Genomic DNA, 26,706 nt, shown 5'->3' on the forward strand with positions numbered 1-26,706 from the left:
GATGCTGGGTGGATCGTCGGTCAATGTGGCGGGCGTCGACTTCGACACCGACAATGACCGGACCTGGGGCGGCATCGGCGCTGGCGGCACCTATGCCTGGGCCGACAACAAATATGCCGTCTATGGCGAAGGCTCGATCAACACCGCGCTCAACCACTTTGCCGACAGCTACGCCCTCAAGGGCACCGTCGGCTTCAAGGTCAAGTGGTAAGGCGCAAGCCCGTCTTCCAAAAAACAAAGCCCCGGCTCCAGCCGGGGCTTTTTTCATCACGGCCCAGAGCAGTTCCTGCTTTAACGGAATCGTTGGAACCGCTCTAAAAACCCTTCTCAATGCGCGAGTAAGCCAGCAGCGTGAACGAGTTGATCTGCGCGCCGACGAAGGGCGCCGTCAGCGCCAGCACCACAAAAATGACGATGATCTTCGGCACGAAGGTCAGCGTCATTTCCTGTATCTGCGTCAAGGCCTGGAAAAGCGCGATGCCGATGCCCGCAAGCATAGCCGCAAGCACCGCCGGACCGCTTGCCATCAGCACGGTCCAGATTGCCGAATTGACGATATCGAGCGCGTCGGCCTCGTTCACCGCATCATGTCCTAGCTGATCTTGACGCCGGGGCCGATCATCAGCGTCTTGCCGCCTTCCAGTTCCGCCAGCATGCCGTTGGACTGGATGGTCACGGACTTAACGACGCCGGAAATGCTGCCATCGGCATTGGTCAGCGTGCGGCCGATCCAGCCTTCGGCCTGCGTCAGCGACGTGTTGGCGATCAGCGTTTCAAGCTTGCTGTTCATCTGCACGGCCTGCTCGACATTGGAGAAGGTCGCAAGCTGCGAAACATATTGCGTCGCGTCCATGGGCTGCGTCGGGTCCTGATTCTGCATCTGCGTCACCAGAAGCTTCAGGAAGGAATTGTAATCGACACTTGCCTTGTTGGCCGCCGAATTGCTGTTGGGCGTATTGGTATTGTTCGTCGTGTTGGTACCGACCGGCGGTGTCGTGGTCATCGGTTTGCCTCCGCAGATTTCCGGATTGGAGCCACTGGCATAGCCGGGGCTTCGAGGCCCATCAGTTCAGCCTCGCGTGGATATTGCGCGCGAATGGTCTTGAGCGCCTCGAAAACGCGCCCGTTATGGACCAGTTCGTCGACCAGCTTCAGCGCATTGAGGATTTCCGCATCCTTGAACGCCGAGAACATGCCCCTCAGCATCTGCGCGAAGGTGCGGTGCGCCTCTTCGCGCATGGCCGGTTCGATCAGCATCATCTGCGCGGCAAAATAAAGCTGGCGCAGCGGCGTGGTCGTGTCTTCGGGCTGGAGAACATGGTTTTCCAGAAGGAAGGTGGCATCGTTCAGAAGCTCGAGCGAGACCTTGCGGTCGGCTTTCAGCACCGCGCCATTGATGAAGATTCGCTCGCCCGCGCGCAGCGAAAGGCGAATGGCGGGTTTTCCGTTGGGCGCCATTTCAAAGTCCGTCCCGGATCGACTGCGTGATCTCGATCAGCGTGGCGTAATCATTGCTTTCGCCCTGACGGATGCGCTCGATTTCTTTCAGCACGAAAATGCCCACCGAAATGATCGCCGCCTTCAGTTCCTTCGGCAGCACGTTTTCCTCCGACCCCAGATCGTCGATGATCGTGGTCCAGAGCTTCGTGGTGAAATAGGTCGCGTCGATCCCCTCGCGCGAGCCTGAACCGTTTTCCTTAGCCGCCTCAAGCATCGCAATGGAACGGTCGAACAGCGCCCGCTCGCGTTCCCTGGCGCTCGCCATATCGTCAGTCATGACATCTTCGTAGCGCATCTGATACATGGTTTTCTCCGTCTATCAGTCCGGACGGGCTCGCATCATGCTGCGTCCGTCCCGATCATCCCCACTATCTGAGATAGTTGAGCAGGCTCATATTCTGCAGCTGCACCGTCAGCGAATAGGAAGTCTCGATCTGCGTCTTCAACGCGTTGACGCGCGTCGCCGCTTCATAAGGATCGACTTCCTCAAGATTGAGCACCGACTGGTTCAGGATCTTCTGCTGCGCCACGATGCGCGTCGTCGCGGCCTGCGTGCGCGACTGCGCCAGACCGAGCGTCGTCTGTTCCGAGGTCGTTTCGGTGATCGCCGTCGTCGTGGTCTGCATGGCCTTTTCGGTCAGGGCTTCGAAAGCCTGGCTATTGAGGCCGATGGTGGCAAATTCGGCCACCATGACCGCCGACATGATCGTCTTGCGAAAACCGTCGGCATTGGCCGAGATCGACGTATCTGCGGTTTCTGTCGGCGAAATGCGGCTCTTGATGACCGTATCCGATGCATCCGACCAGTTCGCGGCCCAGTTGGCATCGTTGAACTCGTCGGCGAAATCGCCTTCCAGAAAGGCCGTCATCTCGTCGCCGGTGATGCTGGCCACCTGCGGGTCGTCGATGGCGAAGCCGAAATGGTTCTGGAACGCCTGCCGCACCGCCGTCTGCGCGGCGCTGCCTTCGGTATAATCGGCAACCGGCTTCACATCAGTGTTCACCCCGGCGAAGATATATTCGCCGTTATAGCTGGTGTTGAGCAGGCCGGTGACGGAGTTCAGAATAGACTTTGCCGATTTGGCAATCGTGGCAGCGCTTTCTGCGGAGTTGTTGGCGCCCGTCAGGTCGCCCAGAAAGTTCTGCGTGTTTTCGATGATCGTGCCGGCTGCGGTCTGCGTCGCATTCATGCGCTGCTGCACCAGCTTGTTCATGTCGGTGAGCACGCTCAGCCGGTCATATTCCTTGCGCAGGGATACGGTCTGCCCGGCTTTCGAGCCAAGCGACAGCCCGACATCGAACACGGTTCCCGTGGTCGCTTCCTGTTGGGCTTTCAACATCTCGGCCTTGTTCTTCGCGACCATGGCCCGGAGGGCTGACGTTGCGCCATAGGTGGAAATCGATTGCGCTTTCATTGGCCTCACACCGCGTTGAGAAGATCGTCGAGCATGGCGCTGATCGTGGTCAGCACCCGGCTCGATGCCTGATAGGAATGTTCAAGATCGAGAAGCAGCGCCATTTCGGTGTCCATATCGACGCCGTTGGCGTTGGAGAGGGCTGCATCTGCCTGCGTGGCAACCGTCGCATTATAGGAGAATTCGCTGTTGGCCTTCTGGCGCTTGCCCTCAAGCCAGCTGATCGATGACGCGCTGTAATCCGTCAGGCTGGCGCTGGCGGCGAGACCCGCCGCTGGATCGAACGCCCTCGGCTCGGAAAATGCCTCGTTGAGCGCGCGCAGGCGGTCGCTGAACCCGGCAGCGCCGCCGGGGTTGAACTGGCCGTTGACCCCATCGCGCAGCTTTGTCGGGCTGCCGCCCTCCGACGTTACATAGCTCGATGAAACCCGGATCGTCCCGGCATTTTCCGGTCCGCCGGGCGCGCCCGCCCAGACAAAAAGCCCGTCACCGCCTTCCGCGAACATCGACACCAGATTGCGCGCGATTTCGTCAAACTGCATCTGGTATTGCGGGGCGATCTGGTCGCGCAGTTGCAGCAAGCCGCTGAGCCGCCCGGTTCCATAAGGCTGGTCGAATGTCTCGTGGTTGAGCGGCACGCCGTCCACCAGCACCGCCTTGCCGGAAATGCCCGGCGCCAGCACCGTCGACTGCTCGAAGCTGACCTTGCGCGCCGTCGTCTCGAAAAGCGTCACGCCGTTTTCGGCAAAAATGACCATGTCATTGTCGCCGCGCATCATGGTGGTGATGCCGATCTCGCCGGAAAGCTGCTTCAGGATCGCATCGCGCTGATCCATATAGTCGGACACATCGCGATTGGCGCGGGTGCCGCCGACGATCTCCTGATTGACCTTCTCGAACTTGGCGAGAAGATCGTTGATGTTGGCGACGGAATCCGCGATTTCCCGGTCCGCATCGTTGCGCAGCGACTGGATCTGCTTGGTTCCGGCGTTGAGCGCATTGGCGAGCGACTGCGCCGTCGACACCACGCTGTCGCCAAGCGCGCTGTTGGAAGGCGATGCGGCATAGGTCTGGAGCGCATCGCGCAGATCGCCGATCAGCGCAGACGGCGAGCCGGAATAATTGTCTGCCGAATAAAGCGACGAAAGGCGGTCAAGCCCGCCTGCGAGAATGGAAGAAGAGGAGGCCGTGCTGTTGGACTGGATGAACCTGTTGAACATGGCCTCATCCGCCGACCGGCTGATGCCCACGTAAAGCGAGCCATAGGGCCCCGATACGAGAGAAGCAGTGCGCCGGGAATAATCCGGATCGTTGGCCCTGGCAATATTGCTGGAGACAACGGAGGTCTGCTTGGACGTTGCCGCAAGCGAACTTTTGGCCGTCAGAAGAGCAGAACTAAGCGACATCTTACCCCATCCTACAAGTGCATTCCCGACAGGCGCGATGCGGTTTCGCGCCCGGAAATGCGGCTAAAACAAACACTTGGAAAGCCCCTGATAATTCCGCTGCTATCGGAACTGCCCCATCGTGCCGAGGACCGTTGCCCGAACGGTCCGTATTTCAAGATGACAGTTCCGGGAAAGGCTTTTCACCCTTCCCCGGAACGGTCCGGTTTATCGTTTCAGGTTGACCAGCACGTCCATCAGTTCGGAGCCGGTCTGGAAGACCTTCGAATTGGCCGTGTAGCTGCGCTGCGCCTCGATCATGTCGGTCAGCTCCTGCGCGATATCGGCATTGGATTCCTCCAGCGTGCCGGACATGACCTTGCCCATGCCGTCGCTCTGCGGGAAACCGAGGCGAACATCGCCCGATTCAGCGCTCGGCAGGAACACGTTGCCGCTCACCACCGTCATGCGGTCCGGGCTTGCGACATTGGCGAGCGGAATGCGCGCCAGCACCTTCTGCGTGCCGTTTTCGTAGATGGCGACGACCGAACCGTCATTGGCCACATCCACGCCCTTGACCGCCGACGGCGCCTGGCCGTTGATCTGTGCCTGCGAGATCGTGTAGTCACCGGCGCGCTGGGTCGAGGCGCCGAGATTGAGGCTGAGGCTCTGGCCGCCATAAGGCCCGAGATCGACCGTGACGTCGCCCGTGGACGTCATCGCGCCCGTCGTCGGATCGAAGGTCAGCGTCGTCGGGCCGCCAACCACTGCATTGTCAGCCGCGTTCTTGACCGTGACGCTCCATTCGTCCGCGCCGCTCTTGCTGAAATAGACGTCGAGCGTGATCTTCTCGCCCTTGTCATTATAGGAGATGAGCGAGGTCTTGTGATTGAACTCGCCTGCCGCCGGAACCTGATCGCTAGACGGCAAATTAACGGAGAAAGTGCCCGACGTGCTGCCTTGCGGCGGGAGGGCCGCGCTGTTGACATTGATGATGTTCAGGCCGGGGATCGTCAGCGCGCCAGCGGGATCGTTCGGGCCTGCGCCCAGAAGATAATAGCCGGCTGAATTGACCAGATTGCCGTTCTTGTCGGGCACGAAGGAACCGGCGCGGGTCAGGAAGGTTGAGCCGTCCGCGCCCTGCACCACGAAATAGCCGTTGCCGTCGATGGCAAGGTCGGTCGTGGACGATGTGGAGCGGATGCCGCCCTGATCGGAAATGCCGTAACGAACATTGGTCAGCACGCTGCCAGAATTATACTGTCCGCCGGTGCTGGGCAGAACGAGCGACGAAAACTGGGTTTCCGCGCGCTTGTAACCGACGGTGCTTGCATTCGCGATGTTGTCAGCGACCGCCGACAGGCGGTTCGCCTGCGCGTTCATTCCTGAAACACCGGTCCGCATCATACCGTAGAGGCTCATTGGCAGCTCCTGATTGGTTATATCACCATCGTTGCATCACCGGCCAAAATCCGAGAGTTTTGGGCCGGAATCCGTGAAATCCAGCAATGGAATCGGCGACCCGACCCACTCATCCGCGACAAAGCTAATGAACCACGCTTGCGTGAAACTGTAGCCTCGGGATTTTTTACGCTTTTACTGGGAGGACCGACGCGATTCCGAAAAAACTGCGTTCGAAATCACGGTACTGGAGGGGGCGGGAGGCGCAGCAATATCACTCGATATTGATGCAGTAGCCGAGGAAGCGCTTGGAATCGATCGGATCGAAACCCATCTGCTCGCGCAGCTTCTTGCGCAGCTTGCTGATATGGCTTTCGACGACGTTTTCTTCGACTTCGCTGTCGAAAATGCCGTAGATCGCGCTGAAAATCTGCGCCTTGTTGAGACGGCGGCCGCGATTGGCAATCAGATATTCCAGGATGCGGCGCTCGCGGCGCGGCAGCGGAAAATCGACGCCGTTGATCTGCGGATCACGGCCATCGGAAAAAACGCGGATCGGGCCAAGCTCGGTGCCGTTGTCGCTGGAAGCAGCCGACGCACCCGCCCGGCGGCGGATGGCATTGATGCGCGCAAGGATTTCACGCACATGGACCGGCTTGCGGACAACATCGTCAACGCCAGATTGAAACAGCTCCAGCGTATGTTCAAGCGACGGGCGGTCATTGACGGCGATCACGGGGGCCTTGCAGCGTTCACGAATCCGGGCCGGAAGCCGATGCTGGTCGGCACATTCGCCGATCAGGAAGGCTTCGACAGCCATGATGTCCTGCTGGGGAACGCTCTCCACCCACTCATCAAAATCTGTAGGGGTAAAACCTGTTGTCGTGATGCCCTCGCGACCGAACCAGGATGAGTATCCTTCAGTCACAATATCTCTGTCGTCTACGACAACGATCATCGGCCCGCCTTCCGAATCAATATGTTAGCCCAAGCAGGCTAGCAATAACTGGGGGAGGGAATCAGCAACAATGGCAATTAGTTGCCCGCAATAAATTGGGAGGCATTTTAGCATATACTAAAATAAAGGGAATCGCATTGATTGCAACGCGCCTCATCCTTTAGGCGCTGAAACCTTAACCAAAGGTTAACGCCTCACAAACTTTTACGATTCATTACAAGGGCTTAAAATTCCGGTCGCTTTAGCAGCACGCGCCAAGGACTGCAACCATTAATTGAACACCCGCAACATGGGTGCAGCTGACGTTCTATTACAACCTGTTAAAATTCGCAGGAAACTCACTCAGCCGAAGCAGAAGTTTCGTGCCTCGGGCGTCCAGTTTCCGAAGCCGGTGGCGACCATATTCGTCATCACGCGACAGACATAACGCTTCTGGGCGGGGTCGTTGTTCGGCCCTGCGTGATAGCGTGCGACCGCCATCGTCCAGTTGCCTTCGCGCTGTCGGAGCTGCTTGAGGAAGCGGGCCGCGTAATCGACATTGAGGCTTGGCATCAGCATCGCGGCGACCGATGGAAACTCCTTGCCGTGATAGTGATAGTTGATCTGCATGCAACCGAGGTCGATCAGCTTTGCGCCTTCGGCCCTGACCTCATTGAAGCGCCGCACCGCCGCCATTTGCGACGGCATGAATTCGGCGCGCCCTTCGATGTTCATCGCATAGGGTTGCAGGGAATTCTTGCGGCCGGTTTCGGTCAGCCCGACCGCATAGAGAATGCCCAGCGGAACATCGTAGCGCGCCGATGCCCGGTGCATCTCGCGCTCGCAGATATTTTCGGCGCGGGCCGGGCTATCAGACAACCAGGCCGCGATTGCGGCCATCATTGCGAGCAATGCTGTTGCCGCTGTCCTGCGCGGCTTGGCTGTCCGAACGCTCCTGTCCTGCCTGACCGGATTCGCCATTCCGCCTGCCCTCACCGCCCATAAAACCTGCCTGCGCCTGCGCGCCGTTTCGTCCATCAAAGCCTTGCTGCTGCGCTGTGTTCTGTGCCACCTGTGCCTGCTGGACCACGCCTGCCGCGTTGCGGTCGGCAACGGTCACGGAAATTTTCGCGTCATCCGCCACTCCCGCCGCTTTCAGCGCTTTCTCGATCATGGAGCGGTCGGCAGCGAGCGCTTCTGCCGCATGGGCCTTTTCAGCGACGAGATGCACCTCGACCCCTTCCGATGCCACGCGGATGCGCGCCGTCACCGTTCCCAGCTCCGCCGGATCGAGCCTGATCTGCAAGGTCTTGACCGGGCCGAAGCTGCGTTCCGACACGACCTGAATGTCGGCGATCCGCGCCGCGCCCGGCGATGGCGCGGCAGAGATTTTTACCTCCGCGGGCGCATTGCCCTTCGCGGCTGGCTGCGGCTGGAAATCGGTCCTGTCAAGCGTTTGCCCCGTCTGCTGCTGCGCCTGTCCCTTATCCGTTTTCAGAAGGCTGGCGAGGTCGTCCGTTGCTACTTCCGCCTGATTGTCGGCGGTCGCTTTCGCCGCATCCTGATTGATCGGCTGATCAGTTTTCGCGCTGGCCGGGGCGGTCGCCTGAGCGACAGTCTTCTTCTGTCCGACACGGGCAGCAGGCAATTCACCGCCCCGCTCATCGACCTGTTCCGGGTCGATCTCCTTAATTAAGGCGGAAAGCGGATCGGGGAGGTTTTGTTCGTTTTTCCCGATATTTCCTGTGGCAAAATTGTGATTTGCCCCCTTCAAATCAGGCGAAGAAACGTCCAAAGAAAGGAGATTTTGTGGCAGAGCGAAAATTGCAACCGGCTTCGCCCCGTCCTCATCCTTCGTTTCAGCCTCGTCCGTCTTGGCTCCCGCCTCGTTTTCGTCCTTCTTTTCGACCTTGCCCTGCGGCTTTTCCAGAAGCGAGCTGAACAATTTTGCCGGGTCGGCCTGCCCCTCGCTTTCCGCCTCGGCTTTTGCCTGTGACGGACCGGAATTTCGGGCGAGCGAGGCAAGTCGGCTGGTGGAATTCAACAAAATATCAACGCTCATTGAACCGTCTTTCCTAGCAGGCTATCGATCTCGGCAAGCTTGCGCCGCGCATCTTCCATCGTCTTCTGCAAATCGTCTTCCGGCTCGTTTCTGGCCGGTTTCTGGTTGACGGCGACCGGAGTTGGTGTCGGCTTTTCGGCCCGGTTTTCCGGCGAATTTGCCACGGCCATCGGCGGCACATCCCTTTCGGTCAAGGCCGGTTTTGCGGGCGGCGAGGCATCCGGCGTGCGGGTGACGACCGTGCCGACCGCTTCGGCGGCCTTCAGCAATTTGCGGTCCGGCTCCTGCAACTTGTCGGGCGAAATCTGCGACAGTTCGCGCAGCGCGCTGCCCGCCGAATCCGACGCCACATCGCTTGCCGCCGCATAGAGATTTGCGCGGGTCGGGTCGGTTTTCAGCTTGTCGGCGAGCTTTTTCGCCTCTGCCGACATGAAACGCGCCCGCTCCGTCTGGCCATCGACAAGCGCCCCGCGCGCGATTTGCAGATAGAGCGAATATTGCATCGCCGGGTCCGCCGAGCCGATCAACCTTGCCAGTTCCGCATTGCCGATACGGTCGTTGAGCTTTACCGCCGCATCGACAAATTGCGCCATGAAATCACGCATATAGGGCGAACGGGGAAAGCGCTGGAGATAGTTTCGCGCCAGAAGCCTGATCTTGTCGGCGTCGCCAAGTCTGGCTGCAATCGGCATCGAGCGGCGGATCGCCGCTTCCTCGAACAAGGTGCCGGGCGCGTCGAGCCGCACCTGATCGAGCCGCATCAAGGCCGTCGCCGGATCGAAGGCCGTCATCTGGCTGGCGGTGACGAGCACGATGGATGCCTTCAGTTCCGCCGGAACATCAGGCGACAGCGGCACCGAGAAAAGCTTCACCACTTCAATCGTCTGACCGGAAGCATAGGCCAGTGCGCCCTTGACCAGTTCCGGCGGCACGGCATCGGTCTTGAGGTCGGCCAGAACCTTGCGCACGGCTTCCGGATTGCCGCCATTGAAGAGATAGATGATCGCCGCATAGACATTTTCCGGATTGTTCCAGACGTCGCTCGGCGCTCGCCCCATATCCGCGCTGACGAAGCCCAGAAGCTTGTTGAGCATCACCACCGCTTCCGGCTTTCCGGCGACAACCTGATCCTGCAACATGCGCAGCGAACGCACGAGCTTGTAGGGTTCCAGCACCGGCAGCGTGCGGGTCCCGGCTGGCACTGGCGCTTGCGCGAAGGCCGCAGAGGCTGCTCCCATCAGGGAAAGTCCCGCAACACATGCCAGGAGTGAGCGCATGGCGAACCGCTTCCCATATTGCTTCATGGCGCGGACTTGAGGAAAATATCGATGCGGCGGTTTTCAGCCGCATTCGGATCGTTGGTGTTCTTGGGCTGGCGGTCGGCATAGCCTTCCACGCGCAGCACGCGCTTTTCGTCAAGCCCGCCGCGAACCAGCATGTAATAGGCCATCTGCGCACGCGCCGATGACAGACGCCAGTTGTCATAGGTCGCGCTCTTGAACGGACGCGCATCCGTGTGCCCGCTAATGATGACATCGCCGGGCTGGCGGGAAATCACCTGCGCAATGCGCTCCAGCATCTGCACCACCCGGGCATCCGGCTTGGCGGAGCCGATGGTGAACATGCCGTAGTCGATCTTGTCGGTAAGCTGGATCATCACGCCGCCATCGACGGGAACGACCGTCACGTCGGGCATCGGCTCGGCTTTCTTCGCCTGCGCACCTTCCTTGGCGGCCTCGCCCTCAGCCGCCTTTTTCAGATCGGCGATGAGCTGCGCTTGCGTTTCTGCTGGCGTGTCCGCAGGCTTCGCAGCCTCCTCCGGTTTCGGCTGTGCCGCTTCCGGCTTCGGCGGTGTGGCCGGTGCTGCATCGGGTGGCGTCAGGTCGCCGACAGCCTTGCTCGACCAGTAGTCCGGGCTGAACGGATCGCGATAGGCTTCGCCGCCCTCGGCTCCCGTTGCGGGGCCGGACTGCGACGTGCCGCCATCGCCCTTGGCAGACTGGTTTTGCAGGACGCCTGTCTCGTGGGCCAGTTCCGACAGTACCGCATAGGGTTCGCGGAAAAGCTGGCGCTCTTCCTGTTCGCTCACCGGCGCAACGGTCGTATCATTGATGACCTTGGTGCTGTTTTCGATCTTCTGGTCGCTTTCATAGCGAACCTTGCCGTCTTTTTCCTCGACATCCTGCACGCCCTTGGGGCTTGAATGCCGGTCCATCAGCTTGACGGGATTGAAATAGCTGGCGACCGCGGCCTTGGTTTCCTCATTGGCGGCATTGATGAGCCACATGACGAGGAAGAAGGCCATCATGGCGGTCATGAAATCGGCATAGGCGATCTTCCACACGCCGCCATGATGGCTGTCATGGTCGTCATGCCCGCCACGGCGAACAATGATGATCTCACGCTTGGTTTCGGGATCGATGCTCATTGGACCGCAGCCTTCAATTCTTCAAGAAGCGGCGCGATGCGCGTTTCAAGCATCCGTTCGCCAAAGGAAAAGGAAAGTTCGTCCGCGCCGGTTTCTGAAAACCGGCAGCCGGACGGCAGAAGGGCAGCATGATCCCGCAGCGGCGCGATCAACCGCGCCGGACCGGAAATTTCCGGTGCTTCGCCATCAAGCGCCAGCGCCGCAATGCGCCGCGCAAACTCCGCAACCGCCTCGCGCTCCATCTTTTGCGCCAGCAACGGCATCAGGATTTCGGCGATCTGGCCGGAAAAACTGCGCTCCAGCGCAGCCAGCGCTTCGGTCAGGCTTCCCGCCAGAAGCAGGGCCTGCTCGCGGGAAAATGCAGCGCGCAGCGTTTCGATCTCTGTCTCATGCTCCCGCAGAAGCCGCGCCTTCTCGGCCTCGTAAAGCGCCTCGGCTTCGCGGTGCCCGTCCTCCCGCCCCGCTTCAAAGGCAGCGCGCTTTTCTTCCTCACCGGCGATGATGGCCGCGACTTCCGCCTGCTCGGCGGCAGCAGACTTTTCGGCGGAGGCGGTACGCTTCGGCGTCTCGCTCACGGCTGGCGAGGCAGGCGTTTCCTTCAGCGGTTTCGGCGGCAGCGGCGCGGCAATGATCTCGACCGCCTCATCACCGATATGATGGGTCGAAAAATCGGGAAGGTAACGGCTAAGCGAAAGCGCGCTCATCGTCAGGCCGCCTCAAGCTCCGGCATGGCCGAAGCCTTTACAGCCGATTCCCTCGATGGTTGGGCCTCGCGGCTGGCTGCGGTTTCGTGAATCCACTGCTTGAGAACGGCGGCGACGCGCTCCTCGTCCATGTCGATCATCTGTTCCAGGCGCAGCTTTGCGGGCATGCGCATGCGCTGGCGAAGATCGCTGAGGCTGGTCTTCATCTGGTCGGCATAGGCTTCCGGCCCGCCAATGACGGCCTGTACGCCCTCGCCTGCCGCCTGGCCGCCGACGAAATCGGGCGCAGCCACTTCGCTTGTCTCGCGGATGGCGACTTCCGTGCCCGCAGGCTTGGCAGTCTGGTCACGCAGCAGCGGGCGCAGGCCGAACCAGATCAGCAGACCGACTGCGGCAAGGATCGCAAGCGCATTGACATAGGAACCGCTCTGGCGAAGCACCGTATCGGTCCACGGCGTGGAGACCGGCTCCATATCGGCACCGGCAGGATCGAGGAAGTTGACCGCCGTCACGTTGATGACGTCGCCGCGATCTGCATTGAGACCGGCAGCGGTCGCCACGAGGTCGCGGATCTTGGCGATCTGCTGGTCGACGAAATTGGCAGGCGGCGGCGTGGTGCCTGCGGTTTGCAGAAGCCGCGCCTGATCGATGACCACGGCGATGGACAGACGCTTGACGGTGTAGCCGTCGCTGACGGTGGAAACCGTCTTGCTGTTCATTTCATAATTGGTCAGTTCCTCGCGGCGGTCGGTCTTTTCGCTGGAGCTTTCGCCGTTGCGGTTCTGGATTTCTTCCTGCGGAATGTTCTGTTCGACGCCGGTTGCGTTGTCGTTGCGGTTGTTGCGGGAATCACCGCTTTCACGGACCACGCGCACCGAACGCTCGACGCGGGATTCAGGATCGAAAATCGTTTCGTTGGTCTGGCGGCGGTCCGTATCGAGCACCGCCTGAACGCTTGTCTGGAAATGGCCCAGCCCAAGATAGGGTGCCAGCGCCTTGCGGATGCTGTCATCCACATTGCCCGCGACCTGCTGTTCCAGCGAGGCGGTCATCAGCGCCGCGCCATTGGCGGCTTCGCCTGCTGACGCCAGCAGGCGGCCATTGGTGTCGAGGACGGTCACGGCGGAAGCATCGAGCGAGGGAACGGCGGCGGCGACCAGCTGGCGAATGGACTGGGCGGATTCAGCGGCAAAGCCGCCTTCGGCGCGGATGACGACGGAGGCCGACGGCTTCTGGTCGCCACGGCGGAACGAACCTTTTTCGGCCAAAACGATGTGGACGCGCGCGGCTTTCACGCCGCGAATGGCCTGAATGGTGCGGGCGATTTCGCCTTCGAGCGCACGCACGCGGGTGATTTCCTGCATGAACGAGGTGAGGCCGAGCGACCCCATATTGTCGAAGAGTTCATAACCGGCATTGTTGGAGGTCGGCAGGCCCTTTTCGGCCAGATACATGCGGGCGTTTTCCGCCTTGCCGATGGGCACGAGGATAGACGAACCGTCGGCCTTCACATCGAAAGGAATGCCTGCCTCGCCGAGCGCGAGGCCCATGCGGTTCACGTCATCGCGCGAAAGGCCGACATAGAGTGTCTCGTAGGAGGGGCGGCTCAGATAGATGCTTGTATAGAGGATCGCGCCCACAAGCGCCGCGCCCACAAGTCCGAGCGCCACGAGTTTTCGCGCGCCAAGCTTGCCAAGCGTAGCCTTGAGCTGTTCGATCAATTGCTGGAAATTCTGCTGCATCGACACCACCGCCATCATGATGGATGCAAACTAGCCCGCGAAGCTTGCGCGAAAGTGGCGGCGGATGAAAGCAGGTGTTTCTGGAGACAGGGAAAGAATTGGGGCGCGGAATGAAATCCCGCGCCCCGTTTTCCGCCCAAAGACATCCGATCCGATCAGGTCGGTTCGGATGCGAACCCCTGATTTGCCTGAGAACTCGCGAGCGCCGGCAACCCGGCGCCCTGCTGTTACCCAGATTAGCCGCGGAACAGCGACAGGATCGACTGGCTCGACGAGTTGGCGATCGACAGAGCCTGAACGCCGAGCTGCTGCTGAACCTGAAGAGCCGACAGACGAGCCGATTCCTTGTTCATGTCAGCGTCAACGAGCTGGCCAACGCCCTTTTCGATGGAGTCGGACAGGTTCGAAACAAAGTCCTTCTGCATGTTGATGCGGGACTTTGCTGCGCCGAGTTCAGCTGCGCCGTTCGCCATCTTGCCCATTGCGGTTTCGATGGTGCCCAGGAAAGCTTCGATTGCGGCGTCGTCGGCTGCTGCCTTGACATCGATAGCCATCACGTCAACCAGAACGCCGCCAGCCGTGCCGTCAGCCTTGGTCAGAACGAGATTGGACGTGTCGACGTCGATCTTGCCAACCTTGACGGTGCCGTCAGATGCACGGTCATAGGACGATACGACGCTGAAACCGGCGGCTGCGCCTGCGGTGTCGGAAGCAAGCAGGTTCGAACCGGCATAGTTCGCGCCCTTGGCGGTGCTGCTCAGCTGGTCGATCATGACCTTGATTTCGGACTGGATCTTTTCCTTGTCGGAAGCGCTCGATCCGATTGCCGAAACAACCTTTTCCTTGATCTTGTCTACGACTTCGATCGCCTTGTTCATGGCGGTGTAGGCCGTGTCGATCTTGCCAGCGCCGAGACCGAGAGCATCCTGAACGGCAGAGTTTGCCTTGTTGTCAGAACGCATCGTGGTCGCGATGGACCAATAAGCAGCATTGTCGGCGGCTTCGCCAACGCGCAGACCGGTGGAAATACGGCCCTGAGTGGTTTCCAGCGCACGATTCGTCGAAGCGAGGTTCTGGAGAGCGGTCAGAGCGGAAGAATTAGTCAGAAGACTTGCCATAGTTTTTTGCCCCTTGGGAAAAACAATCTGAGGGACAGGCCGGGTTTTGGATTACCGGCATGGTGGAGCGGCATCATGCCTGTTGCCGCGTAACGCGCGGAAACCCACCATGAGCCGACAGTTAGAGGCCAAACATTAAAGAAATGCTAATTAATTCAGTCGAATTTTACTCTATTAGCGATTTCTGACGCAAAGTTTTGGCGAACGTCGTTTCAGACGTACCAAAATGGGTCAGGAGAAGGATCGGATCAGGCTTCCGACCAGTATGTTCCAGCCGTCGATCAGCACGAAGAACAGAATCTTGAACGGCAGCGAGATCACCGTCGGCGGCAGCATCATCATGCCCATGGACATGGTGAGCGTCGCCACGACGAGATCGATCACCAGAAATGGCAGCACGATCAGGAAGCCGATTTCAAACCCGCGCCGCAGTTCCGAAATCATGAAGGCGGGAACCAGCACGCGGAAATCGACAATGCCGTCATCGCCGGTGCGGAAAGACGGATCGGCGAGGTCTTCAAAGAGCCGCAGATCCTTGTCGCGCACCTGCCCCAGCATGAATTCGCGGAACGGCTGGGAAATTTCGGTGAAAGCCGCCTGCTGGGTGATTTCGTTGCGCATCAGGGGCTGCACGCCGTTGTTCCACGCGCGGTCGAAGGCGGGCGCCATGACATAGAACGTCATGAACAGGGCAAGCGAAATCATCACCATGCTGGCGGGCGCGGTCTGGAGGCCGAGGCCCGAACGCAAAAGCGAAAAGGCGATGGCGAAGCGCGTGAAGCTCGTCACCATGATGAGAATGCCCGGCGCGACGGAAAGCACCGTCAGAAGGCCGAACAATTGCACGATCTGGCCGCTCGCCGCGCCGCTGCCTGCCGGAAGCAGGTTGTCGAGCGTCAATGCCTGCTGCGCCTGAGCGGACACCGTGAGGGCGAGCGTCAGAACGACGCCGAGGCCAAGGAGCTTCTTCATTCTACCACCAGCGCCGAGATGAAGACGCGGTCGACCGCGCCTTCCGAACGCAGGCGCGCGCGTTCTTCCAGATCGGCGCGCAGATAGGCAAGCCCCGCCGCGCCCTGCAATTGCATGAGATTGACGCTGCGCAGGAAGCTCAGGAAATCATCGCCGACGCTTGCCGCCAGCGCCGCCGGAATTTCATGCCCGGGCTTTGCCACCAGCGACGCCTCAAGCCGCACCCACGTATCCTGCGGAATGCCGAGATTGGTCACAATCGGCTGCAAGGGCACGACAGTACCGATGGAGCGCGATTCAAAGTCACCCTGTTTCGGCTTGTCTTCCTTGCCGGAGGGCCTGGCCGATGCCTGCCGGTCGGCGGAAATCATGCCGCCCAGATACCAGCCGCCGCCACCGGCGATGACGGTCAGGATCGCCAGCGCCGTCAGAAGCCCTGTCAGCGAGCTTTTCGCCTTGCCGTCCGTTTCCGTTGCCGTCGTGTCGCTCATATCCGGTATGCCTTAGAAGGGAGAAACCTGATCGAGAATCTGCTGGCCGTAAGGCGGCTGCTGAATCTCGCTCAGTCGTCCGCGACCGCCATAGGAAATGCGGGCTTCGGCAATCTTGTCGTAGGAAATCGTGTTGTTGCCGGAAATATCGCGCGGACGCACGACGCCAGCGACATTCAGCACGCGCAATTCATTGTTCACGCGCACTTCCTGCGAGCCACGGATGATCATGTTTCCGTTCGGCAGCGTATCGGTGACGATGGCTGCGACCTGCAGGCGGATATCCTCGCTGCGCTCGATGGTGCCCTTGCCCTTCGACTTGCTGTCGGAATGGGTGTTGACCGAAGCGTCCATGTCGCCGCCAGCCGCCGCGCCCGTAATGCTGCTGGTCGCGAACGAACCGCCCGCGCCGTAGATGCCCTTCGACACGCGCTCGCGGTCCGTCTTGTTATCCAGATTGGCGCGGTCGTTGATGGAAATGATGACGGTCAGCACATCGCCGGGCGTTGCGGCGCGCGGGTCCTTGAAGAAATTGGTCGAACGCTGATCCCAGAGCGAATAGGACGCCTTGCTCGGGCGCGCCGGATAGCCGTTGAGCTGCGGATTGTTCTGCATGCCAAGATTGGCCGCGACCGGCGATAGGTCAGGCGCGCGGCCGATCTCCTCCGGCTTGGTCGCGCAACCGGCCAGAAGGATCAGGGTTGCTGCTGCAAGGGTCGCTTTGTTCATGCTGTTCTTCATTGCACCGTATTCCCGGTCTGCGCTGCGGCGCGCTGGTCGCTGGCAGGCTGCGGCGCGGTCGAGGTGCGCTGCGAGCCGACGATGACGCGGGCAAGCTTCGCCGCCTTTTCCGGCGGCATTTCATTGAGGATGATGCTGGAAACGCGCGGATTGAGCTTGAGAATCAGGGCCGCCGCCGCCTCGTCGCCGATCAGCGTCATCTGCGCTGCCGCCGCCTCCGGCTTCATCTTCGAGATGATGTCGACCAGCGAATCCTGCGCCTTGCTGACGAATTCGTCGCGGCGCTTCAGCCACATTTCATATTCCCGGCGCTTTTCCTCAAGCGCCCGCATCCGCTCTTCGACATCAGCTTTCAGCTCGGTCAGCTGGCGGGTTTGCAGCGCATAGCGCGCATCCGCCGCCTGATCGTCGATATTGCCGCAGAACTTGCGGATTTCATCGAGATTGCCGAGTGATGGCGGATCGGCAAAAGCGGGAACGGACGCCGCCAGAAACAGCGCCACCGCCGAACCATACCGGATCATTCTACGAGCCTTGGTCATTGCACCACCAGTTCCGCATGAAGCGCGCCGGATGTCTTGATGGCCTGCAATATCGCGATGATGCCGGTCGGCTTCACGCCGATCTGGTTCAGGCCCTTCACCAGATTTTCAAGGTTCGCGCCGGTCAGGATGCCGATCTTGGCGTTCTGCTGGTTGACGGCGATATCGGTGTTCGGCTCAACCGCCGTCACGCCGTCGCTGAACGGCTCAGGCTGGACGACCATCGGCGTTTCCGTCACCCGGACGGTCAGGCTGCCATGGCTGATAGCGACTTTGGAAATGCGCACCTTCTCGCCGATGACGACAGTCCCGGTTCGCTCATCCACCACCACGCGCGCCACTTCATCGGTCGTGATCGGCAGGCCCTCAAGCTCGGCCAGGAAACGGGCGGCAGGCACATTCTTCGGGCGCGAAAGACGGATCGTCTTGGCATCGCGCGCAATGGCCACCCCGCGCCCGTAACGGCGCTTGGCGAAGACATTTATCGTATCGGCAGCGCGCACGGCAGTGGTGAAATCGGGATCGCGCAGCTCGACGATCATTTCACTTTCCTTGCCGAAATTTCCGGCCACTTCGCGCTCGACCAGCGCGCCGTTCGGGATACGGCCCGAAGTCGGCACGCCCTGCGTGACGCTTGCGGCTTCGCCTTCCGCCGAAAAGCCGGACACGATCATGTTGCCTTGCGCGACCGCATAAATCTGGTTGTCGGCGCCCATGAGCTGGGTCATGACCAGCGTGCCGCCTTGCAAGGAGGTCGCATCGCCGAGCGACGACACCGTCACATCGATGCGTGAACCGGCACCGGCAAAGGCGGGCAGATTTGCGGTCACGATGACGGCTGCGGTATTTTTCGAACGGGTGGAATTGCGCGGCGCGCTGATGCCAAGATTGTCCAGCATGGCGCGCATGGACTGTTCGGTGAACGGCGAATTGCGCAAGCTGTCGCCCGTGCCCTTGAGGCCGATGACGAGACCGTAGCCCACAAGCTGGTTTTCACGCACGCCCTGAATTGTGGCAATGTCCTTCAGGCGCGCGACCGCGCTGCCCCGGCCAAGCTCGGCATAAGCCATCTTGGACGGATCGCCGCCGGAGCCCAGCCAATCGGCGTCGGCATCCACCGCGGAACCGAATTCCCGCGCGTTCTTCGACGACTCGTCCGCAAAGCCTGCGACGGGCTGGAAAACGAGCGTCAGGACAGCAATCAGAGTGGTGCAAGTCTTTCGCAGAGCCTGAATCCAAAAGCGACAGGCCGAAGCGAAAATGGTGATTTTCGAGTACCGGAGCGCAGTGTACTTAACGTACATGAGCACCGGAACGCAGAAAAGCGCCATTTGCAGACCGGTATGGCGACTTTTGGAACAGGCTCTCACTGCATCCCCACCTGAATACGACCATCAGCCAGCACCGTGCCGGACACGATGATGCCGCTGTCAACGTTGCGAACCTTGATGAAATCGCCAGCCGCACCGGATTCCAGCGGGGTGCCCATGGCTGTTATGGTCAGCGTACCGGCGGTAAAGACCAGAGGTGCCGGAACGCCGCGCGTGACCAGCGACGGCTCGCCCAGGGCCGAAACAAGGATAGGCTTGCCGGGAAGCAGGGTCTTGCGCGCCACCTTGCCCGCCGCCTGATCGGGCGACAGCACATATTGGGCCGCTGCCGGTGCATTGATGAAGAACTGCTTTTCCAGAAGCGCCGTATCGCTCACGATCTGGCCGGGATAAACGGTGGCGGAAGGCACGACAAAAGCGATGCGGTCGGCAGCAACCGCACCGGCTGTTGCCGCGAGCAGCAATCCGCCTGCAAGCGCCAGCCCTGTTTTCCGTAAGATTGCTTTCGCCAGCCGCATCGTCATCACCGTCAGCGCAGGTTCTTCGAGACGGTCGCCGCCATTTCGTCGGCAGCCTGAATGACCTTGGAATTCATTTCATAGGCGCGCTGTGCGGTGATGAGATCGGTGATTTCCTTCACCGGATCGACATTCGACGCTTCCAGATAGCCCTGCTTGATCGAGCCGTAGCCCGGATCACCCGGAACGCCGACCAGCGGACCGCCGGATGCTTCCGTTTCGCGGTAGAGATTGCCGCCGAGCGGCTCCAGCCCCGCCTCGTTGGTGAAGTTCGCAAGGGTGAGCTGGCCGAGATCGACCTGATTGACCTGATCCTGCAATTTCGCGAACACCTGCCCCGTATCGGTGATCGTCACCTCGATAGCGTCCGGCGGAATGGTGATTGCCGGTTCGACCGGGTTGCCGTCGAGCGTCACGAGCTGGCCGTCGGCATTCTTGTTGAACGCGCCGGCGCGGGTGTAAAGCGTCTCGCCCGTCGGGCTCTGGATCTGAAACCAGCCGCGCCCGGTCAGCGCCACGTCATAGGGATTGCCGGTCTGGTTGAAGCTGCCCTGCATGTGGAGATTGCGCACCGCCGCCGTCTGCACGCCAAGGCCAACCAGCGCGCCTTCCGGCACAATGGCCTGGTTCGCCTGATTGGGCACGCCCGCCGTCCGCTCCGACTGATAGAGCAGATCGGTAAACTCGGCTCGCGCACGCTTGAAGCCGGTGGTGTTGATATTGGCGATATTGTTGGCGATCACTTCCAGATTGAGCTGCTGGGCGTTCATGCCGGTGGCGGCAATCGTCAGGGCTTTCATGGCGCGTCCTTAATCTCTCGTCTGGACAGAAGTCTGAATCACAAGTCGCCATGCGGGTTGCAAACGGCGACTTTTGGATCAAACGCTAGATCGGCATACGGCTGATTTCGAGATATGCCTGCACGATCTTGTCGCGGATCGCGATGGCGGTCTGGAGCGACTGTTCGGCTTCCATGACGGAGCTGACCACGTCGCGCACCGGCGCATCGCCCTTGATGCCCTGAATGGAGGTTGCTTCTGCCGCCTGCAATTTCTGGCCGACGGAATCCGTCATCTGCGACAGGACTTCGCCGAACGAAGCGCCGGGAGCGGCCGGAACCGCCTGCGGCGCGGAGGCTGAACCCACGCCCTTTTCGGCGACCGTCTCGGAAAGGCGCGACAGGGCATTGCGCGCCGAAATGCTCATGATCGAGTCGTACATTATGTGCTCCTCAAGAGATCGATGGTCATGGAGATCAGCTCACGGGCTTGTTTCACGACCTGCAAATTGGCTTCATAGGAACGATTGGCTTCACGCATGTCAGCCATTTCAACGACCATGTTGACGTTGGGATAGCGGACATAGCCGCGCTCATCCGCTGCGGGATGGCTCGGCTCGTATTGCTCGACGAAGGGCGACGTATCCTTGCCGACTTCCGCAATGCGGACTTCGGCGGCTCCGGTGCCCTGTTCCAGCTCGGTACGGAAGGAAACCGTCTTGCGGCGATAGGGATCGGCATCGGCGGTCTTGGCGGTGGACTGCGCATTGGCGATGTTTTCGGAAACGATGCGCAGACGCGTCGATTGGGCCGAAAGGCCCGACGCTGCGATCTTCAATGTGCTCTGCAAGGCATCGGAAGACATGACTATCCCTTCGCAACCGACAGCATCATGCGGTGGAACGCCTTCACGATGCTTGTGTTGAGCGAATATTCGCGGGCAATCTCACCGGCCTTCATCATTTCCTGTTCGACATCGACCGTATTGCCCGAATGGGTCTGCTCGGTGATGTCGTCGGGGCGCAGGCGCGTGGCCGCGATCCCATCGGCTCCGGTTTCCAGATGCAAGGGGCTGGTGGCCGCCATGGTGAGCTGCGTCTTGTCCAGCACATCCGCAAAAGGCTGCACATCACGCGCACGAAAATCAGGCGTATTCGCATTGGCAACATTGCCCGCGACCGTGGCCTGCCTTACCGACAGCCACTGCGCCTGCCTTGCGGCCAGATCGAAGAGATGAATCGGCCCCATAACTATTACCCGCCATCCTTATTCACTGTTCGTTAACCTACACAGCGAATCTTGTGCGAGACTTGCGTGATGCCAGGAAAGCGGCTAACTGCAAGCCATCGTCAACGCGAACCGGGAGGTGCGACATGCTGAACAAGACAGAATTTGCCACGCTCGCTGGTTTTGGAACGCGCCAAGGCGCGACCGTTTAAAGCGTTTCCTATCGGCCAGCGGGCATCCTATCGAAACTTGGAGCGCCGTGCGTCCATCCGGACGCCCAACTCGTGCGCCTTACAGGAACCCACTGTCATGAAACAGAATGGACAGCCTCGCGCTGCAAACGATACCGCCGTGACCCTCGAACCGGTCAGGCAGGCAGATTACCCGCAGGTGATAGCCCTGCATCCTCATCCGCATCAGCAGGACTTTGTGGCCAGCAATGAGGAATCGCTGGAAGACGCTGAGGAGAACCCGGCCTGTGTTCCGCTCCTTATCCGGGCCGGAGGCGAGCCGGTCGGCTTTGCCATGTATGCCCTGGATGAAGACGATGGAAACTACTGGATCTATCGCCTCATGATCGACGCGCGCCATCAGGGCAAGGGCTATGGCCGCGCAGCCCTCAAGCAATTGCTGGGCCTGCTGTCAGAACTGCCGGATTGCCCCTTCGTCATTCTCGGCCTTCAGCCGGGCAACGATGGTGCCCAGCGACTCTATGAGCAGACAGGCTTCCGGATGACGGGAGAGGTGATCTGCGGCGAACGCATCATGAAATATGAGTTCTGATTAAAGCACTTCCAGCAAAAGTGCGAAGCGGTTTGCGTTGGAAAATGCGACAAAACAAATAGTTAGAGCCTTTCCAACGGTTCAATTCAAACCGGACCGGAATCCCGCCCTCGGCGGGGTTCTGAAAAATGGCTTACGGCGTCTTCTGGATCACATCGCCGGACGACGTCGTAAGCTGCCATGTGCCCGCGCCGCGACCGATGGAAACAAGGCGGCTGCCATCGGGCAGCAGCGAGCCCTTTTCAACGAACCAGTAGCCGGATGTATCCTCGATCATCGCCATGCCGCCGACCACCTCGCGCAGCGCGAAAACCGGCTTGGGCATAGCCTGCCCGTCGCCGCCATCGCCATCGCCGCCTGCACCTGTTCCCGGAAGACCCTTGCCGTTCGACATGACGGAACCCGTCATCGTATCGTCCACCTCGGCGTTGGGCGCGACCTGTTCGGACGGACGGAAGGACGGGAAGCGGCGCACCGTCTTCTGCTCCGAGCGGTCGAGCGGATCGATGATCTTGCGCTCCGCCTTTTCCGGCGCGCCCAGATCGGCGCGCTGCAAATAGGTGATGAAGGGCAGCATCGCGCTTCCCGCAGCAAGGGTGATTGCCGCGATCTTCAGATAGCGGTCCACCTTGCTTTGCGGCTTCTTCATGCCCTCCTGCCGTGCGGCGGCTTCCACCTCCGCCGTCAGGTCAGCAAGGAGTTTTTCTTCCTTTGTCTTGCGAAAGCCCGTCATCATGCGTGTTGCGCCTGTCTGTCGCCGCGCAGTGCCGCGGCAAGGTCGTTATAAGGATCGCCCGATAGGCCGGTTTCCGGCGATTGCTGCAAGGCGTCGTAGATACGCGGCACAAGGTCGACCGCCTGATCCAGAAGGCCGTCATGGCCTTTCTGGTAGGCGCCGATGGCGCGCAAATCGCGCGTTTCCTCGAAACGGGCGACCATGCTCCGCAACTGGCTGACCAGCTTGCGCTGTTCCGGCGTCCAGTTGTGTTTTGCAAGGCGCGAGACCGAGCCCGGAATATCGACCGCCGGAAAGCGCCCTTGCGCGGCAATCGCCCGGTCGAGCACGATGTGGCCGTCCAGCGTGCCGCGAATGGTGTCGGAAACCGGGTCGTTATGATCGTCACCATCGACCAGTACCGAATAGATGCCGGTGATGCTGCCGCCAGCTTCCGTGATGCCGGGACCGGCACGCTCCAGAAGGCGCGGCAACTGGCTGAAGACGCTCGGCGGATAGCCGCGCGAAACCGGCGGCTCTTCCGCCGCGATCGCCACCTCGCGCGCGGCATGGGCAAAGCGCGTGACGGAATCGACGATCAGCAGGACATTATGGCCAAGGTCGCGGAAATATTCGGCAATGGCGGTCGCGGTGTTGGGCGCGAGGCGGCGCATCATCGGGCTTTCATCGCCCGTCGCAACCACCGTGATGGTCTTGTCGAGATGGCCCGCCATGGTTTCTTCCAGCATCTCGCGCACTTCGCGTCCGCGCTCGCCGGTCAAGGCCAGCACCACCGTGTCGAAATCCGTCGCGCGCGTCATCATGGCAAGCAGCGTCGATTTGCCGACGCCCGAACCCGCAAAGATGCCGATGCGCTGGCCGAAGCAGAGCGGCGTGAAAATATCGATGACATTGACGCCGGTGCGCAAACCGCGATCCACCCGCGCGCGGCGCAAGGCCGCCGGTGCAAGGCTCTCGGAGGCCATGGGCCGCGTGCCGGGCTGCAAGGCTCCCTTGCCGTCAATCGGCTGGCCCAGCGCATTGATGACACGCCCGCGCCATTCCGGCGCCGGGCGGATGTTGAGCGGCCCTTCCTCGAAAACCGCTGCGCCAAGCGAGGGGATGATGCGGTCGTCAAAGGGCTTTACCAGCACCTGTGTGTCGGCAACGCGGATGATCTCGGCAAGGCACTGATTGCCTTGCGCATGGATCGCCACCGCATCGCCCAGCCGCGCATCGCGCGAAAGCCCGCGCACGGCAATCGCCGAACGCGACACGTCGCTCACCGTTCCGCCGATACCGGTGAGCGGCTTTGGCGCTACCGACTGCTGTCGGGCAAAAGCGGCGAGACGGGAGAGCGGCAGGTCAGGCGTCATCCGTTTCTGGAGCCCAGCGTCTTGATGGCTTCGGAAACGGTGGTCTCCTGCTGCGCCAGCAGGTTATTGACCTGCTCGAAGGCGCGGCTCACGCTGATGAGGCGGGTCATCTCCGTCATGGCATCGACATTCGACCCCTCGATCATGCCCTGCACGACGCCGACGCTGTTGTCATCGGCCACCGGCTGGGCGGGTTTGTTCGGGATCACGCCGGACGTGCCCGCATAGGTGAGGTCGGCATCGGCGGGAATGGTGAAGAGACCGATGGCGCCGATCTGCGCGCCATTCTGGTAGATCGCGCCGTCGCTCGAAATCTTCGGCGCGCCACCAGCCGGATTGAGCACGATGGGCGCGCCGCCGACATCGAGAACCGGATGGCCGGTGACGGTGACGAGGTCGCCCGTCGGCAGCATGTTCATGCGCCCGTCCCGCGTATAGATCTGGCCCTGCGGCGTGGAGATCGACATCCAGACATCGCCCTTGACGGCGACATCCAGCGGATTGTCGGTCTTGATCATCGGGCCTGCCTCGGTGCGGATGAAGCTCTTGCCTGCGGTGGCAAAACTCACATCGTCGCTGGCCTTGCTCGAAACGATGGTTTCGAACTTGGTGCCCTCGCCCCGGAAGCCGACCGTGGAGACATTGGCGATGTTTTGGGCAATGGAATCCATCCGCCGTTCCAGCGTGATGAGCGAGGAAAGCCCGACATAGATCGAATTATTCTGCATCGCCTAGCGCCCGCCCGGCTTGAAGTTCTGCAAGGTGCTCAAGATGTCCATCGAAATGCCGACCGAAGACGTGCCGCCCAGAAGCAGGGACGCAATCGACGCCGGGCTGCTCGCGGTCGGGTTGTTCATCTCATACATGGCGGTAAATCGGGAAATCAGCTTCGAGACATAATCGGGATCGGACATTTTGGTGAAGTCGATCTTGTCCTCGATCATCTTCGCCTGCTTGTCGATATCGGCATTGGATATCGAGGATGGCCAGCCGAAGGTCGTCTGGATCATCGATACCAGCGCCCTGTCGCCAAGGATTTCATAGGCATTGGTGATCGTCGGCGCCTTGCGCTGGAAATAGAGCGCCAGCCGCACGCCTTCGTTCTGGCTTCCCGCTTCCGTCTCCAGCGTCTGGCGAACATATTTGTCCACGACGCCCTGCTGCGCAGCGGTGCTCTGGGTCGCCTCCGCGCCCTTGCCCGCAAAATCGAAGACGGTGGCAAATTCCTTGTAGCGCTTGTCGGTCAGCTTGTTGGCCATGGCATCGTCGCTCTTGATGCCTTCCGTCAATATCTTGCGCACGAACGCCTTGGCGAAGGCCATGTCCTCCAGGCCGAACGCCTTCATCGCATAATTATAAAGGCGGCTGTCGGCCATGAAATCATCGATGGATTTCACCTTGCCGATATTCTCCTTGTAGTAGGCGGTTTCCCGCTCCACCATCGGTTCCTTCGAAACACGCTGCAACGACCGCGCCATATTCGACGCGATCAGGCGATAGCTCGTCATCGTATCGACCATGCGCATGACCCCCTGCTGAAATTTACGCTCTTTATGAAAGGTCAAGCTTGTCCGAAGCTGGCCAAAGCTGGCTTACCCAGACAAGGTTCGCGCAAGGCGCAGCGCTTAGGTTCCCTGCAAACAGAATGTAGGCGGGAGTCTCGAGCTTTGGGCATTATTGTCGGTCTTGTCATCACACTGGGCTGTATGCTGGGCGGCTTTATCGCCATGGGCGGACATGTCAGCGTGCTCATCCAGCCGTGGGAATTCGTCATCATTCTGGGTGCGGCACTCGGCACCTTCTTCATCGCCAACCCGTTTTCGCTGGTGAAGGACACGGGCCGCGCCTGCATGGAGGCATTCAGCAATGCCGTTCCCAAGCAGCGCGACTATCTGGACGTTCTGGGCGTGCTCTACAGCCTGATGCGCGAGCTGCGCGCCAAGTCGCGCAATGAAGTGGAAGTGCATATCGACAATCCGAAGGAATCGCCGATCTTCCAGGCTTATCCGAGCGTCTTGAAGAAAGAGGACCTCACCAATTTCATTTGCGATTATTGCCGCCTCATCATTGTCGGCAATGTGCGCTCGCATGAAATCGAGGCGCTGATGGACGAGGAAATCCACACCATCGCCCGCGACAAGCTCAAGCCCTATCACGCCATGGTCAGCATTTCCGAAGCGCTTCCGGCACTCGGCATCGTTGCCGCCGTGCTTGGCGTCATCAAGGCCATGGGCGCGCTGGACCAGTCGCCGGAGGTGCTGGGCCATCTGATCGGCGCGGCCCTCGTCGGCACCTTTGCCGGTATCTTCTTCTCCTACGGCGTCGTCGGCCCGATCGCAGCCAAGATCAAATCGACCCGCGAAAAGAACAATCGCCTCTATATCGTCGTGAAGCAGACGCTTCTCGCCTATATGAACGGCTCCCTGCCGCAGATCGCCGTGGAATATGGCCGCAAGACCATCTCCGCCTATGATCGCCCGACCATCGATGTGGTCGAGCAGGAAACCATGGCGAGCGCGCCGACCCAGCAGGCGGCGTAA

At 60.5% G+C, this 26,706-nt stretch carries 32 protein-coding genes; 3 read left to right on the top strand and 29 right to left on the bottom strand.

Going from position 1 to position 26,706, the window contains the following annotated elements:
* On the top strand, window positions 1-211 hold a 211-nt coding region (locus AC0TNJ_RS10075; RefSeq protein ID WP_473771012.1), incomplete at its 5' end, for an autotransporter outer membrane beta-barrel domain-containing protein.
* A 103-nt stretch (window positions 212-314) separates the two neighbouring features.
* Here AC0TNJ_RS10075 and fliQ read toward each other — a convergent pair.
* From fliQ to flgB, 25 genes are all read right to left on the bottom strand, one after another.
* Window positions 315-581 carry a flagellar biosynthesis protein FliQ gene (gene fliQ, locus AC0TNJ_RS10080; RefSeq protein WP_006469393.1) on the bottom strand — a complete coding sequence of 89 codons (267 nt, stop codon included), beginning with the start codon at window positions 579-581 and terminating at the stop codon, window positions 315-317.
* A gap of 11 nt (window positions 582-592) precedes the next feature.
* Window positions 593-1,003, bottom strand: a complete 411-nt coding sequence (flgD, locus tag AC0TNJ_RS10085; RefSeq protein WP_122002757.1) for a flagellar hook assembly protein FlgD — start codon at window positions 1,001-1,003, stop codon at window positions 593-595.
* Window positions 1,000-1,458 carry a flagellar biosynthesis repressor FlbT gene (flbT, locus tag AC0TNJ_RS10090; RefSeq protein WP_122002756.1) on the bottom strand — a complete coding sequence of 153 codons (459 nt, stop codon included), beginning with the start codon at window positions 1,456-1,458 and terminating at the stop codon, window positions 1,000-1,002. Before flbT ends, flgD begins: the two co-directional genes overlap by 4 nt.
* 1 nt (window position 1,459) lies before the next feature.
* A complete protein-coding gene (gene flaF / locus AC0TNJ_RS10095; protein WP_122002755.1) occupies window positions 1,460-1,804 on the bottom strand; it encodes a flagellar biosynthesis regulator FlaF in 345 nt (114 codons plus the stop codon).
* Window positions 1,805-1,868: 64 nt separating this feature from the next.
* Window positions 1,869-2,915, bottom strand: a complete 1,047-nt coding sequence (locus tag AC0TNJ_RS10100; protein ID WP_473771013.1) for a flagellar hook-associated family protein — start codon at window positions 2,913-2,915, stop codon at window positions 1,869-1,871.
* Window positions 2,916-2,920: 5 nt separating this feature from the next.
* On the bottom strand, window positions 2,921-4,321 hold the full coding sequence (gene flgK / locus AC0TNJ_RS10105; RefSeq protein ID WP_473771014.1) for a flagellar hook-associated protein FlgK: 1,401 nt from the start codon (window positions 4,319-4,321) through the stop codon (window positions 2,921-2,923).
* 207 nt (window positions 4,322-4,528) lie between these two features.
* Complete coding sequence (locus tag AC0TNJ_RS10110) at window positions 4,529-5,722, bottom strand: flagellar hook protein FlgE (protein ID WP_122002752.1); 1,194 nt, start codon at window positions 5,720-5,722, stop codon at window positions 4,529-4,531.
* 253 nt (window positions 5,723-5,975) lie between these two features.
* Entirely contained in the window at window positions 5,976-6,659 is a 684-nt protein-coding gene (gene ftcR / locus AC0TNJ_RS10115; RefSeq protein WP_121983509.1) for a flagellar transcriptional regulator FtcR, read from the bottom strand.
* 342 nt (window positions 6,660-7,001) lie between these two features.
* Window positions 7,002-7,541, bottom strand: coding sequence for a transglycosylase SLT domain-containing protein (locus AC0TNJ_RS10120; protein WP_122002751.1), 540 nt, complete (start codon window positions 7,539-7,541; stop codon window positions 7,002-7,004).
* Window positions 7,510-8,700 (bottom strand): flagellar hook-length control protein FliK, encoded by a 1,191-nt coding sequence (locus tag AC0TNJ_RS10125; protein WP_473771015.1) that lies wholly within the window; start codon window positions 8,698-8,700, stop codon window positions 7,510-7,512. Before AC0TNJ_RS10125 ends, AC0TNJ_RS10120 begins: the two co-directional genes overlap by 32 nt.
* Entirely contained in the window at window positions 8,697-10,004 is a 1,308-nt protein-coding gene (locus AC0TNJ_RS10130; protein ID WP_473771016.1) for a chemotaxis protein, read from the bottom strand. Before AC0TNJ_RS10130 ends, AC0TNJ_RS10125 begins: the two co-directional genes overlap by 4 nt.
* Window positions 10,001-11,128: a flagellar motor protein MotB gene (locus tag AC0TNJ_RS10135; protein WP_473771017.1), complete on the bottom strand. Its 1,128-nt coding sequence runs from the start codon at window positions 11,126-11,128 to the stop codon at window positions 10,001-10,003. Before AC0TNJ_RS10135 ends, AC0TNJ_RS10130 begins: the two co-directional genes overlap by 4 nt.
* On the bottom strand, window positions 11,125-11,832 hold the full coding sequence (locus AC0TNJ_RS10140) for a hypothetical protein (protein WP_122002747.1): 708 nt from the start codon (window positions 11,830-11,832) through the stop codon (window positions 11,125-11,127). The genes AC0TNJ_RS10135 and AC0TNJ_RS10140 overlap by 4 nt, the downstream gene beginning before the upstream one ends.
* 2 nt (window positions 11,833-11,834) lie before the next feature.
* Window positions 11,835-13,589, bottom strand: a complete 1,755-nt coding sequence (gene fliF / locus AC0TNJ_RS10145) for a flagellar basal-body MS-ring/collar protein FliF (RefSeq protein WP_473771034.1) — start codon at window positions 13,587-13,589, stop codon at window positions 11,835-11,837.
* Between the two features lie 221 nt (window positions 13,590-13,810).
* Window positions 13,811-14,692, bottom strand: coding sequence for a flagellin N-terminal helical domain-containing protein (locus AC0TNJ_RS10150; protein ID WP_122002746.1), 882 nt, complete (start codon window positions 14,690-14,692; stop codon window positions 13,811-13,813).
* A gap of 231 nt (window positions 14,693-14,923) precedes the next feature.
* Window positions 14,924-15,664 carry a flagellar type III secretion system pore protein FliP gene (fliP, locus tag AC0TNJ_RS10155; protein WP_473771018.1) on the bottom strand — a complete coding sequence of 247 codons (741 nt, stop codon included), beginning with the start codon at window positions 15,662-15,664 and terminating at the stop codon, window positions 14,924-14,926.
* On the bottom strand, window positions 15,661-16,155 hold the full coding sequence (locus AC0TNJ_RS10160) for a flagellar basal body-associated FliL family protein (RefSeq protein ID WP_473771019.1): 495 nt from the start codon (window positions 16,153-16,155) through the stop codon (window positions 15,661-15,663). The genes fliP and AC0TNJ_RS10160 overlap by 4 nt, the downstream gene beginning before the upstream one ends.
* 12 nt (window positions 16,156-16,167) lie before the next feature.
* Window positions 16,168-16,896 (bottom strand): flagellar basal body L-ring protein FlgH, encoded by a 729-nt coding sequence (gene flgH / locus AC0TNJ_RS10165; protein ID WP_473771020.1) that lies wholly within the window; start codon window positions 16,894-16,896, stop codon window positions 16,168-16,170.
* Window positions 16,893-17,438, bottom strand: a complete 546-nt coding sequence (locus AC0TNJ_RS10170) for a MotE family protein (RefSeq protein WP_473771021.1) — start codon at window positions 17,436-17,438, stop codon at window positions 16,893-16,895. Before AC0TNJ_RS10170 ends, flgH begins: the two co-directional genes overlap by 4 nt.
* A complete protein-coding gene (locus AC0TNJ_RS10175; protein WP_473771035.1) occupies window positions 17,435-18,769 on the bottom strand; it encodes a flagellar basal body P-ring protein FlgI in 1,335 nt (444 codons plus the stop codon). Before AC0TNJ_RS10175 ends, AC0TNJ_RS10170 begins: the two co-directional genes overlap by 4 nt.
* 35 nt (window positions 18,770-18,804) lie before the next feature.
* The gene (flgA, locus tag AC0TNJ_RS10180; RefSeq protein ID WP_473771022.1) at window positions 18,805-19,287 is read right to left on the bottom strand and encodes a flagellar basal body P-ring formation chaperone FlgA; all 483 of its coding nucleotides are present in this window, start codon (window positions 19,285-19,287) and stop codon (window positions 18,805-18,807) included.
* 11 nt (window positions 19,288-19,298) lie between these two features.
* Complete coding sequence (flgG, locus tag AC0TNJ_RS10185; protein WP_122002743.1) at window positions 19,299-20,087, bottom strand: flagellar basal-body rod protein FlgG; 789 nt, start codon at window positions 20,085-20,087, stop codon at window positions 19,299-19,301.
* A gap of 85 nt (window positions 20,088-20,172) precedes the next feature.
* Window positions 20,173-20,508, bottom strand: a complete 336-nt coding sequence (gene fliE / locus AC0TNJ_RS10190; protein ID WP_025091738.1) for a flagellar hook-basal body complex protein FliE — start codon at window positions 20,506-20,508, stop codon at window positions 20,173-20,175.
* Window positions 20,508-20,930 (bottom strand): flagellar basal body rod protein FlgC, encoded by a 423-nt coding sequence (flgC, locus tag AC0TNJ_RS10195; RefSeq protein ID WP_112591981.1) that lies wholly within the window; start codon window positions 20,928-20,930, stop codon window positions 20,508-20,510. The genes fliE and flgC overlap by 1 nt, the downstream gene beginning before the upstream one ends.
* Window positions 20,931-20,932: 2 nt before the next feature.
* The gene (gene flgB, locus AC0TNJ_RS10200; RefSeq protein WP_122002742.1) at window positions 20,933-21,313 is read right to left on the bottom strand and encodes a flagellar basal body rod protein FlgB; all 381 of its coding nucleotides are present in this window, start codon (window positions 21,311-21,313) and stop codon (window positions 20,933-20,935) included.
* A gap of 288 nt (window positions 21,314-21,601) precedes the next feature.
* Between flgB and AC0TNJ_RS10205 the strand changes: the two genes are divergently transcribed.
* Window positions 21,602-22,075 carry a GNAT family N-acetyltransferase gene (locus tag AC0TNJ_RS10205; protein WP_473767225.1) on the top strand — a complete coding sequence of 158 codons (474 nt, stop codon included), beginning with the start codon at window positions 21,602-21,604 and terminating at the stop codon, window positions 22,073-22,075.
* A gap of 133 nt (window positions 22,076-22,208) precedes the next feature.
* On the opposite strand, the gene AC0TNJ_RS10210 is transcribed toward AC0TNJ_RS10205, so the two are convergent.
* Genes AC0TNJ_RS10210 through AC0TNJ_RS10225 form a run of 4 tightly spaced genes read right to left on the bottom strand, consistent with a single transcriptional unit; the run spans window position 22,209 to window position 25,686 of the window.
* Window positions 22,209-22,811, bottom strand: a complete 603-nt coding sequence (locus AC0TNJ_RS10210; protein WP_473771023.1) for a hypothetical protein — start codon at window positions 22,809-22,811, stop codon at window positions 22,209-22,211.
* A complete protein-coding gene (gene fliI, locus AC0TNJ_RS10215; protein ID WP_473771024.1) occupies window positions 22,808-24,166 on the bottom strand; it encodes a flagellar protein export ATPase FliI in 1,359 nt (452 codons plus the stop codon). Before fliI ends, AC0TNJ_RS10210 begins: the two co-directional genes overlap by 4 nt.
* Entirely contained in the window at window positions 24,163-24,894 is a 732-nt protein-coding gene (gene flgF / locus AC0TNJ_RS10220) for a flagellar basal-body rod protein FlgF (protein WP_473771025.1), read from the bottom strand. Before flgF ends, fliI begins: the two co-directional genes overlap by 4 nt.
* A gap of 3 nt (window positions 24,895-24,897) precedes the next feature.
* Window positions 24,898-25,686 (bottom strand): DUF1217 domain-containing protein, encoded by a 789-nt coding sequence (locus AC0TNJ_RS10225; protein ID WP_122002758.1) that lies wholly within the window; start codon window positions 25,684-25,686, stop codon window positions 24,898-24,900.
* A 147-nt stretch (window positions 25,687-25,833) separates the two neighbouring features.
* Between AC0TNJ_RS10225 and motA the strand changes: the two genes are divergently transcribed.
* Window positions 25,834-26,706, top strand: a complete 873-nt coding sequence (motA, locus tag AC0TNJ_RS10230) for a flagellar motor stator protein MotA (protein ID WP_021585290.1) — start codon at window positions 25,834-25,836, stop codon at window positions 26,704-26,706.

This window comes from Ochrobactrum sp. PL_is483, from assembly GCF_055816855.1.